Annotated in this window: 15 protein-coding genes, 1 tRNA gene and 1 pseudogene; 4 read left to right on the top strand and 13 right to left on the bottom strand. The window is 46.2% G+C overall.

Features of this window, described 5'->3' with window-relative positions:
- Positions 1-185: 185 nt before the first annotated feature.
- The 10 genes from JGK36_RS34070 to nadA all read right to left on the bottom strand — a co-directional run bounded on the left by JGK36_RS34070 (position 186) and on the right by nadA (position 5,406).
- Complete coding sequence (locus tag JGK36_RS34070; RefSeq protein WP_363319284.1) at positions 186-482, bottom strand: zinc ribbon domain-containing protein; 297 nt, start codon at positions 480-482, stop codon at positions 186-188.
- A 205-nt stretch (positions 483-687) separates the two neighbouring features.
- Positions 688-915 carry a transposase gene (locus tag JGK36_RS34065; RefSeq protein WP_363319285.1) on the bottom strand — a complete coding sequence of 76 codons (228 nt, stop codon included), beginning with the start codon at positions 913-915 and terminating at the stop codon, positions 688-690.
- A 58-nt stretch (positions 916-973) separates the two neighbouring features.
- Positions 974-1,330 (bottom strand): helix-turn-helix domain-containing protein, encoded by a 357-nt coding sequence (locus JGK36_RS33020; RefSeq protein ID WP_293201336.1) that lies wholly within the window; start codon positions 1,328-1,330, stop codon positions 974-976.
- The gene (locus tag JGK36_RS33015) at positions 1,327-1,503 is read right to left on the bottom strand and encodes a hypothetical protein (protein WP_293201334.1); all 177 of its coding nucleotides are present in this window, start codon (positions 1,501-1,503) and stop codon (positions 1,327-1,329) included. Before JGK36_RS33015 ends, JGK36_RS33020 begins: the two co-directional genes overlap by 4 nt.
- 68 nt (positions 1,504-1,571) lie before the next feature.
- On the bottom strand, positions 1,572-1,688 hold the full coding sequence (locus JGK36_RS33010) for a photosystem I reaction center subunit VIII (protein WP_293148481.1): 117 nt from the start codon (positions 1,686-1,688) through the stop codon (positions 1,572-1,574).
- Positions 1,689-1,745: 57 nt separating this feature from the next.
- Positions 1,746-2,255, bottom strand: coding sequence for a photosystem I reaction center protein subunit XI (locus JGK36_RS33005; protein WP_293148482.1), 510 nt, complete (start codon positions 2,253-2,255; stop codon positions 1,746-1,748).
- 114 nt (positions 2,256-2,369) lie between these two features.
- Complete coding sequence (locus JGK36_RS33000) at positions 2,370-3,086, bottom strand: TIGR04283 family arsenosugar biosynthesis glycosyltransferase (RefSeq protein ID WP_293187131.1); 717 nt, start codon at positions 3,084-3,086, stop codon at positions 2,370-2,372.
- Between the two features lie 166 nt (positions 3,087-3,252).
- Entirely contained in the window at positions 3,253-3,396 is a 144-nt protein-coding gene (locus JGK36_RS32995) for a hypothetical protein (RefSeq protein WP_293187132.1), read from the bottom strand.
- 217 nt (positions 3,397-3,613) lie between these two features.
- Entirely contained in the window at positions 3,614-4,231 is a 618-nt protein-coding gene (locus JGK36_RS32990; protein ID WP_293187133.1) for a TIGR04282 family arsenosugar biosynthesis glycosyltransferase, read from the bottom strand.
- Between the two features lie 206 nt (positions 4,232-4,437).
- Positions 4,438-5,406 carry a quinolinate synthase NadA gene (nadA, locus tag JGK36_RS32985; protein WP_293187137.1) on the bottom strand — a complete coding sequence of 323 codons (969 nt, stop codon included), beginning with the start codon at positions 5,404-5,406 and terminating at the stop codon, positions 4,438-4,440.
- 214 nt (positions 5,407-5,620) lie between these two features.
- Here nadA and JGK36_RS32980 point away from each other — a divergent pair, with 214 nt between their 5' ends.
- Both JGK36_RS32980 and JGK36_RS32975 read left to right on the top strand, forming a co-directional pair.
- Complete coding sequence (locus tag JGK36_RS32980; RefSeq protein WP_293187138.1) at positions 5,621-6,535, top strand: TIGR04168 family protein; 915 nt, start codon at positions 5,621-5,623, stop codon at positions 6,533-6,535.
- A 34-nt stretch (positions 6,536-6,569) separates the two neighbouring features.
- Positions 6,570-6,654, top strand: a tRNA-Ser gene (locus tag JGK36_RS32975).
- A 144-nt stretch (positions 6,655-6,798) separates the two neighbouring features.
- Here the strand turns inward: JGK36_RS32975 and JGK36_RS32970 are convergent.
- Positions 6,799-7,095: a hypothetical protein gene (locus JGK36_RS32970; protein WP_293187134.1), complete on the bottom strand. Its 297-nt coding sequence runs from the start codon at positions 7,093-7,095 to the stop codon at positions 6,799-6,801.
- Between JGK36_RS32970 and JGK36_RS32965 the strand changes: the two genes are divergently transcribed.
- Positions 7,084-7,602: a pentapeptide repeat-containing protein gene (locus tag JGK36_RS32965; protein ID WP_293187135.1), complete on the top strand. Its 519-nt coding sequence runs from the start codon at positions 7,084-7,086 to the stop codon at positions 7,600-7,602. The genes JGK36_RS32970 and JGK36_RS32965 overlap by 12 nt on opposite strands.
- Before the next feature lie 398 nt (positions 7,603-8,000).
- Here the strand turns inward: JGK36_RS32965 and JGK36_RS32960 are convergent, their stop codons facing one another.
- Positions 8,001-8,123 carry a hypothetical protein gene (locus JGK36_RS32960; RefSeq protein ID WP_096830678.1) on the bottom strand — a complete coding sequence of 41 codons (123 nt, stop codon included), beginning with the start codon at positions 8,121-8,123 and terminating at the stop codon, positions 8,001-8,003.
- A gap of 20 nt (positions 8,124-8,143) precedes the next feature.
- On the opposite strand from JGK36_RS32960, the gene JGK36_RS32955 reads away from it, so the two are divergent.
- On the top strand, positions 8,144-8,590 hold the full coding sequence (locus tag JGK36_RS32955; RefSeq protein ID WP_363319734.1) for a DNA-3-methyladenine glycosylase: 447 nt from the start codon (positions 8,144-8,146) through the stop codon (positions 8,588-8,590).
- On the opposite strand, the pseudogene JGK36_RS32950 reads toward JGK36_RS32955, so the two are convergent.
- A pseudogene (locus JGK36_RS32950) lies at positions 8,562-9,070 on the bottom strand (RNA-guided endonuclease InsQ/TnpB family protein); the annotation flags it as partial. The gene JGK36_RS32955 and the pseudogene JGK36_RS32950 sit on opposite strands and share 29 nt — an antisense overlap.

Below are 9,070 nucleotides of genomic sequence, written 5' to 3'. Positions count from 1 at the left end.
CAATATTTGCCCTCATGGCAACGTTCTGAAACTTTACCAAAATGGGATATCACGATTATCCCATTTTGACTGGTATTTTATTTGTCCGCGAGTCCCTTAGGTCTTGCTTTGTGGGTAAAGCTGCTATACAAATCCTAGACAAGTCTAGACATTTGCTTCTTACTTCATCGGGGGCATGGGAGCGGCTATCCCTCGGTAAGCTTTGACGCTCTAGCCAAGCGCGATAAATTAATCGCTGCGTTCAAATCCCTGTCCATCGAATGACCGCAACTTCCATAGTTGTAAGTCCTTTCTTTCAGCGGCATATCTTGAATATGTCCGCAGTTTGAACAAGTCTTACTCGAAGGAAACCAGCGGTCAGCAATGATTACTTCACAGCCAAACTTTTGAGATTTATACTCTAGTTGACGTTTGAATTCATAGAATCCACAATCAGCGATAACTCGAAGCTCGCTTGTGATTAGACAGTAACCCAGAAACATTCAAATTCTCTACTACTATCTTTGCGTGGTTTTTGCATAAGTAAGTAGTGATTTGATGGAGAGTATTTTTTCTGAGATTCGCTACCTTAGGAATGAAAATTGAATAATTTAAGCAACTTTGCTTCCCCATTTCTTTTCCAGTAAGGGCTAAGGGGGGGATAGTCGTCTAGGTTATTAAATTTTCATTCCTTAGCATGATGCTTCGCTAGTTTTTGTTTCGCCTTAAATCTATTTCTAGAGCCTCTTGTTTTTTTCGGGATAACTCCTTTGACAGCCTACGCAACTTACTGAGATGCGTTTTGTAATGCTTTGGGTTAGGCAAAACAACACCGGTCGAAAGGGTTGCCAACTCTTTAACTCCCAAGTCAACACCCACAACATCGTGTTGCTTTATAGTTGGCTCTTCTGTTCGTAAGCAAAAGCGATAAACCAACTGTCGGCGGTACGTGAAATAGTGATTGACACGGCACGGTGGTGTGAGGCAATCCGCCCTAGGTTTTTACCCAGCCGATAGTCGGCAACTTTATGGACGTACCACCTACCGGAATTGGTTTGCCACCTGCATCTATCGTGAAAGAATCATGATGCCCCTTCTTCTTGAATTTGGGATATCCACCTTTTTTTGAGAAAAATAAGGAGAAGGAATCCCCAAGATTGTCGAAAGCATATTGAGTTATCTTCTGGCAAATTCCCGCTTCTTTAATCCATGTAAACTCAGGCTTTACATGATTGTTAAAGAATTTCTTGAGTAGGTATTTATTAGGCTTCAATCCATCTTGATCAAGGTTGCTCCAAGTAGCCAATCCCCAGTTATAAGTAAACCTCACTATTCCAGCGTGTTTGCTCATGACTGTTGTCTGACTCTTGTGCCGGCTTTAACTTTGTTTTGATGGATAAAAGCATTGCTCGACATCAACACGCTAATTTCACCGATAACCCGACAGCCCGAAACATCCCAGCGCAAGCGAGTGTCTTTACTGACAATCCAAGGTTTTTTGGGAATCGCGCAGGGTTTGAACAAAATGGTACATCGTAGATTTGTCTACAAGTGTACCACCTTGTCTATTTAATCGCTAGCTAGGTAGTAGCTCAGGCGTCGCTTTCAATGTGAATAAACAACAAACCCATTACCACAACCGGCATCAGCCAGCAAACAACCGGAATCAAAATCCAAGGCAAGAAAGAAGCAGCGTAGGAACCTGTCATATCAAAATCTCCAAACTAAAGTTAGTGTGTGGCAACAGGGATATTTGGGAGTGGAGTCTAATTGTTGACTAAACCCCGGAAAATGGCATCGATGCCGTTAAAGTTTTCGAGTAAGAAGTAGGCAGCAAAGACGCCGCTCATTCCGCCAATGAAGAAACCAGCAGTGAGCTGGCTCCAGCCTTCGCCGGTTTTCAGGGCTTCGGGAGTCATGGGATTGGCGCTCGGGTAGCTGCTATTGTCATTTTTGAAAGAGACTAAACCGTAGGCAGACATACCTGTTGTGCCGAGCAGAACTAAGACGAGGGCTGTAATTAATCCGCCGAGATTAGCTGCTTCTGGATAATCCCGCAGTGGGCCTAAGACGATTTGGGGGCCGACAAGGAAATAACCGTGTGCCAAACCGATTTCTAAACCTCGAACTAGGGGTGAGAGTCCTTTGCGGTAGGCGGGCAAATTCCCAATGAATGCTTGTGTGAAATCAGAAGCACTGATGGGAGTTGCGAGATGACCCGTGAAGGGGTCGCCGTTAAAGGGTTTAATAAGCTCTGCATCTCTGGGATCGGCCATATTCTCTTTTTCCTCGCTGTGCGTAAAAATTGAGGCGTTCAAGTCATATTTTACGCAGGGACGTGTTTCCTATTTGCATAATTGGCAGCTAGCTTTAGAAAAGTTCACTATTCTTTAGTTTTGGGAAGAATTTTTCTTTTGTCTCCTATACCAGAAAGCGAGTCGATCGGGCGACACTCCGAAAAAATAAGCAATAATTACTATTTGATTGATGGCGGTGGTTTTGAGTACCCCAAGCTGCTGCCAGCGGCGGGCGGATGTCAACACGGGCTCGGGTACGATTTGGATGCGGCCTTGTTTTTTCAACCGGCGTACAAATTCAAAGTCTTCCATGAGGGGCAAGTCAGGAAAACCGCCGATTTGGTCAAAGATAGCTGAATAAAGAAAAATGGCTTGATCGCCGTAGGGCATTTGCAGAAAGTGCGATCGGCAGTTTACTCCTATTTCTACGAGCAGCAGACAGAGCGTGCGGGCATCAATCTTGAGTTCAAAGGCCCCGGCGACTGTTTGGGGTTTGGCTAGTGCAAGGCGTGCGCCAGAGTCGTAGCCGGGAGGCAAAAGAGTGTCTGCGTGGAGAAACAGCAGAATATCTCCAGTAGCCAAGGCCGCACCTGCATTCATTTGAGTGGCGCGGCCTTGGCTACTGGAGACAACTCGGACGCCCAAAGATGTTGCTATTTCTGCGGTACCGTCGTTGCTGCCGCCATCGGCGACGATAATCTCAACATTTTTGGCATTTTGGGCGGTGGAAATGACTGAGGCAATTGTAGCTGCTTCGTTTAAGACGGGAATGATAATGGAAATTTTGAGATTGAGATTTTCGGGCGGCATAGAGAATCGATCACCGCTGGAGAGAGAGAGGGCGGGTTTTGTACAAAGCTTATCTGTTATTTCAACAGGTAGCGACAGTTTGATGGCTGACACATGGGGCGGATAGAAACCGGGTTTCTACGAATTTTACTCTCTGGTCACGATAAATATACGAAGAAACCGGGTTTCACTCTTGTCGCAAAGTGCGATCGCGAACTTGCCTTTTGAGTTCCTCGTCTGAAACCCTTGATTTCCCGCAGGTAATTCCTGTGTCTGGCAAGCGTTGCCCTCGTTCTCGATCGCCCTGAAACCCTGATTCTAAGATTGACAATCAAAAACTGTCCCTAGTTTGATTATTTACTAATTTATTTGCTAATTTTTGGCTTTTTCTCGCGCTTGCGACTATTGTCGCAAGCGCTGTCTAACCGCTGCATTTGGTTAGACAAATACATTTACTATAGTATGACGTTGTGGTTTCACAATCAAGTATTTTTTATGATTTATAGATGACAATTTTTAATGAATCAGAGAAGTTAAATATAGTTTATTTATTTCAAAATACTAATATCTAAACGCAGCAAATCCTCCGGCAAATCTATGTCTGCAAGAGTGGGAAGATAAGCAATATTGAGGTCAAGATTTTGGGCGATCGCCTGCGTAGAAGAAAATACCTCACTGGTTCCCCACTTAATTCCGCTGAACAATTCCGGTATCGATCGGCGCAGCCCGATTAGATAATAACCGCCGTCTGTTGCCGGGCCCAAAACTAAATCGTGCTGGCTCAGTTTGTCAAAAGCTTGTGCCATGATTTCTGCTTTCAGATCGGGACAATCAGTTCCTATAATTGCAGCTTTGTCAACCCCTGAATTAAAAGATTTTTGAAACGCTGCTGTCATTTTTGCCCCCAAATCGCCGTCTATTTGATTTTGATAAATAATATCTGTTCCCAACCAGTCTTGCATCTGTTGTTGGTTGCCACCTGTGTGGTGAATTTCCACTGATAATCGGCGGGAGTTTTGAAGAGAGAGGGCGCGGGCGATCGCCTTTTGGGCCATCAATCGGTGCAGGTTGGCAGCACCTGTTTTTCCCAGCACAGGAATTAGTCGAGTTTTGGCTTTGCCCGCTTCGGGATAGCGGGTGAAAACAATCAGTTTTTCGGAAATCATAGATTATTCATAATTTTTAAAGAAATGACCTAATGCAGTCCCGGACGCAGGGGGGGCTAAAAACCCGGTTTCTGCGCCGCCTGCGTCCACAATAATTTTTCGGAGAAACCGATTTTTTCGCGTCCGCGATTACTAATTTAATCCCTGGATTCAACCCATCCTAAAACACTGTCAACTGTCAACTGTCAACTGTCAACTGTCAACCGTTAGCTCATTTCTAGCATTCGCTGGATAGGTTGCAAGGCTGCTCGTTGCAGTTCTTGAGACATAGTAATTTCGGGGGTTTGATTTTTCATAGCTAGATACAATTTTTCCAAAGTATTTAATCTCATGTGCGGGCATTCGTTGCAAGCACAGGTATTATTGTTAGGAGGAGCGGGGATGAAGTGTTTGTGCGGTGTTTGCTTTTGCATTTGGTGAATGATTCCCGGTTCAGTTGCGACAATAAAAGCTTGGCTGGCACTGGATTGAGAATATTTGAGCAAAGCGGTGGTTGAACCGATATAATTGGCGTGGCGAAGTACCGGAGGTTCGCATTCTGGATGGGCGATGATTTCGGCTTCGGGATTTTCGATTTTGAGTTGAACTATCTTTTTTTCTGAAAAGTTTTCGTGGACGATGCAGGCTCCTTGCCAGAGTTCCATGTGTCTGCCGCTTTGTTCGATGACGTAACGGCCGAGATTGCGATCGGGCCCAAAAATTATCGGCTGATTTTCGGGAATTTGGTTGACAATTTTGACGGCGTTGGAGCTGGTGCAAATTATGTCGCTCATTGCCTTGATTTGGGCGGTACAGTTAATGTAGGAAATAACTAAATGGTCTGGGCGATCGGCTTTGAAAGCTGCAAAGGCTTCGGGCGGGCAACTGTCGGCGAGGGAACACCCAGCATTTAAGTCTGGTAGCAATACTAATTTGTGGGGATTGAGGATTTTTGCGGTTTCTGCCATGAAATGAACTCCGGCAAAAACTATGACATCGGCGTTGGTGTTGGCGGCTTTGCGGGCAAGTTCGAGGGAGTCGCCAATGAAGTCTGCGATGTCTTGAATGTCGGAGTCTTGGTAGTAGTGGGCGAGAATGACGGCGTTCAACTCTTGTTTGAGGGCGTTAATTGCTGCAAACAAGTCGTCGGGCAGTCTGGTTTGGGTCAAGTTTTGAGCAGGTGCGGTGGTAAACACAGTTAAAATATTCCGGGGAAGGTGGCGGCTGGACTTAATATTTTGAATTATAGTTGAATTCACCAAAAACGGTGGTAAGCGGGTGGTTGGGTTGAAATAATCTAAAATCTAAAATCTAAAATCTAAAATTGGCTGGGGGAGAGTGCAAAAATTGGTCGCTGTTTCTTATGCTGAAGAAGAAGGGGCTAGGGATCGATCGCGCATGACAAATCAAATGAATCAGACTAAATCTATCAAAATTGCGGTGGTGGGGGACGTTCACGATCGCTGGGAAGCGGAAGACGGCGAGGCCCTGAAGCATCTTGGCGTTGATTTGGCGCTGTTTGTGGGGGATTTTGGGAACGAGTCGGTGGAGGTGGTGCGGGCGATCGCATCTTTGGACATTCCGAAAGCAGCAGTGTTTGGGAACCACGACGCTTGGTACACGGCGACGGAGTGGGGCCGCAGTCAGTGTCCGTACGATCGCGCCGTTGAGAATCGGGTAAAACAGCAGTTAGATTTAATGGGAGAAGCCCACGTCGGTTACGGGAAACGGGATTTTCCCGAATTGGACATAACGGTGGTGGGAAGCCGCCCGTTTACTTGGGGAGGTTCGGAGTGGAAGTACAACGATTTTTATTCGGAGTGGTTTGGCGTAGAAAGTTTTGAGGAGTCGGCGAGGCTAATTGCAGGGGCGGCGGCAGATGCGGACTGCGAAAATGTGATTTTTCTTGGTCACACGGGGCCGACGGGGCTGGGAGAGGCTGCTGAAGACCCCTGCGGGCGTGATTGGAAGCCGCTGGGAGGGGATTGGGGCGACCCGGATTTTGCTGAGGCGATCGATCGAACTCGCAGCGCCGGAAAGCACGTACCGCTGGTAACTTTTGGTCATATGCACCATCAACTGCGACATACTAAGCACGAGTTGCGGAAGTCAGTGGTGAGTGCGAAGGGTACGGTGTATTTGAATGCGGCCAGCGTACCGCGAATTGTGGAGAAAGAGTGCTCGAAATTGCGGAATTTCTCGATCGTCCTGCTGGAAAAAGGAACAGTGTCGGAAATGTCTTTAGTCTGGGTAGGGGAAGATTTCGCGGTGCAAAGAGAACAAATTCTTTACCGGCAGACTGAATCTGCTACTGCTTGTAGTTAGCGGCAATTGCTGGTATGATAAAATCTATGCGCCTGGAGAGGTGGCAGAGTGGTCGAATGCGCCTGACTTGAAATCAGGTGAACTGAAAGGTTCCGTGGGTTCAAATCCCACCCTCTCCGTTTTTGACAACTACGAAAAGAACTGGCAAAAAATCACCCCTGCGGGGGTGATTTTGCTTACCATGTAATTTTTCTAGCCAACTTACTCGATTTAAGCGGTTTCCTCATCCGCCGGATCGCCGTAGGGATCTTCGCTGGCGGGGGTCAGATTGCCGAACATTCCAGCATCCGCGTAGGAGTCGGCAAAATTTGTTTGTTGGTGGGCTGCCCAAAGCGAAGTGAAGCAGCCGGACGGGGCGAGTCCGAAACCAAAAGCAGCACTGGTGAGGGAGAGAAGGCGGGATTTATCAGTCCGGCGGGATTTAACTGCGCCTCCGTGCTTGTCTGAAATGGTGGCAATTTTTTTGTGGAAATTCTGGAGATGTCGATCGCACTGCTGTATGAATAATTAACCGAGATAGAAAGCCACAGTGGCTTTTCAGAATTTTTATGAAAATCCAAAATATAATTACTGCTGGATTGTCGATCGCCCTTTTATTAGCTGCAACCAAATACATACCTGATTTTAACCAGCAAAACCAAGTCAAGCAATTGCTGGAGACCAAACAGTGTCCAGAATGCAATCTCAGCAATGTCAACTTGAAGGGAATGGACTTACAAGGATTTAACTTGCAGGGAGCAAACCTAGAAGGTGCTAACTTATCAGGAGCAAAACTGGCGAATGCCAACCTAAAAAATGCCAACTTGAATAAAGCCAACCTGACAGGTTCTGATTTGGGATGTAGTGGCATAAGTTTCAATCTTGATACTAATGGTCAAGCAGCAAATATGGATTTTAAAGTCAGTGCTGTACCCGAAAAGAATAACCCAGAAAATGCAGTAGTTGGTTTTAATATGAAATCAACAGACCGAGGAACCACAATGCGTTTCAATCTTCCGGGATGCGCGGATTTCGAGAATGCTACAATGCAGGAAACTAAAATGCCCGATGGCAACATTCATCCTTAATTATCTCCAGTTATCTCCTTGAACCCTCGGCGATTGAAATCGCTTCTACACATACGAAGTCCGCCTGCGCGGACTAAGAAATAATATCAATTCCGGTTGCACCGGAATGACAAGCGAGGAGACTCAAGATGCCGTTTCCCTGCGCGGACTAAGAAATAATATCAATTCCGGTTGCACCGGAATGACAAGCGAGGAGACTCAAGATGCCGTTTCCCTACCCCAGATTCATTGTAGGGAAACGGCATCTTGAGTCTCCTTATTTCGGTAATATTAATAATTCCGATGCTACCGGATTTGATATAAGGGGGATTTAAGCAGGATTTGATATTAGATCGAAAAAAAACCGCCGCCTGTGATTCAGGCAACGGTTTTTTTAAGCAACTAATTACCAGCTAAAATTAGTGAGCAGAACCGTTACCGTGATACTTGTCACTATCGTAGAAGCCGTTTTTTGTGCCGAAGAACAAACAGCACACGGTGAAAACTGCTGTCAAGACTGCTAAAACTAACTTAACGTCCATAATTTACTGTCTCCTGTTGAATGAGTGCAAATACTCAGATTGTAGAATCTTTTTGGCTGGCGCGGCCATCTACCAGCGTAGCGCCTGATTTGCTGGGCTGTACTCTGGTGCGCCAGTTTCCTGACGGGGAGACGATTCGGGGAATGATTGTGGAAACAGAAGCTTACGCCCCGGGAGATCCCGCTTGTCACGCTTACCGACAGCAGACTCCTCGCAATCAGGCGATGTTCGGGCGTGCGGGTATCGGCTACGTTTACTTTATCTACGGGATGTATCACTGTTTTAACGTGGTGACGGATGCGGAGGGAGTGGGTAGCGCTGTGCTGATTCGAGCTTTGCAGCTAGATGCGCCTCCTGTCAAGTTTGCTGCTGCAATTCCCGAAAAAAAGCTGTTGCGCCTCGCCGCCGGGCCTGGGAAGCTGTTTGACACTCCCCTGCCTAAAGGCGAGGGGATTCTTTGTTCATAGACTCAACTTGCTCAGACAGGATTTCTGAGCGTCAAAGTAGAGGTCAAATCTCCCAAAGCGTTCGGGCTTAAAACCCAAGTTCCGGTATGCCCTACCGTACTCAAGGCTAATTTCAGAATATTAATCGCTGCGTTCCAATCCCTATCCATAACAAATCCACATTCACAAACGTGGGTTCTTACGGATAGGGATTTTTTTACGATTGCACCGCAATTTGAACATTTTTGTGAAGTATAAGCAGGATTAACGGCAACCGTTACCCGACCAAATTTCACACCAAAATACTCCAACCACTTTCTGAATTGATACCAACCTGCGTCATTAATCGATTTAGCGAGACAGTGATTCTTTACTAGATTCTTTATTCTCAAATCTTCGTAAGCGACCAAATCGTTAGATTGGATTACGCAACGCGCCAGTTTCTTAGCGTGTTCTTCACGTTGCCGACTTATTTTGAGGTGTACTCGTCCTAATCGATTA

It is taken from the genome of Microcoleus sp. PH2017_35_SFW_U_B (assembly GCF_020737865.1).
Taxonomy (GTDB): domain Bacteria; phylum Cyanobacteriota; class Cyanobacteriia; order Cyanobacteriales; family Microcoleaceae; genus Microcoleus.
The sequence above is the reverse complement of the archived record's forward strand: the minus strand, read 5'-3'. Positions and strand labels throughout refer to the sequence as shown.

Bases quoted from the DNA above. Each gene is read 5' to 3' on its own strand.
- JGK36_RS33020 (WP_293201336.1), bottom strand. From the start codon at position 1,330: ATGAGCAAACACGCTGGAATAGTGAGGTTTACTTATAACTGGGGATTG.
- JGK36_RS33005 (WP_293148482.1), bottom strand. From the start codon at position 2,255: ATGGCCGATCCCAGAGATGCAGAGCTTATTAAACCCTTTAACGGCGAC.
- JGK36_RS32955 (WP_363319734.1), top strand. From the start codon at position 8,144: ATGAGTGCAAATACTCAGATTGTAGAATCTTTTTGGCTGGCGCGGCCA.
- JGK36_RS32960 (WP_096830678.1), bottom strand. From the start codon at position 8,123: ATGGACGTTAAGTTAGTTTTAGCAGTCTTGACAGCAGTTTTCACCGTG.
- JGK36_RS33000 (WP_293187131.1), bottom strand. From the start codon at position 3,086: ATGCCGCCCGAAAATCTCAATCTCAAAATTTCCATTATCATTCCCGTC.
- JGK36_RS32990 (WP_293187133.1), bottom strand. From the start codon at position 4,231: ATGATTTCCGAAAAACTGATTGTTTTCACCCGCTATCCCGAAGCGGGC.
- JGK36_RS32965 (WP_293187135.1), top strand. From the start codon at position 7,084: ATGAAAATCCAAAATATAATTACTGCTGGATTGTCGATCGCCCTTTTA.
- JGK36_RS33010 (WP_293148481.1), bottom strand. From the start codon at position 1,688: ATGACAGGTTCCTACGCTGCTTCTTTCTTGCCTTGGATTTTGATTCCG.
- JGK36_RS34070 (WP_363319284.1), bottom strand. From the start codon at position 482: ATGTTTCTGGGTTACTGTCTAATCACAAGCGAGCTTCGAGTTATCGCT.
- JGK36_RS32980 (WP_293187138.1), top strand. From the start codon at position 5,621: ATGAATCAGACTAAATCTATCAAAATTGCGGTGGTGGGGGACGTTCAC.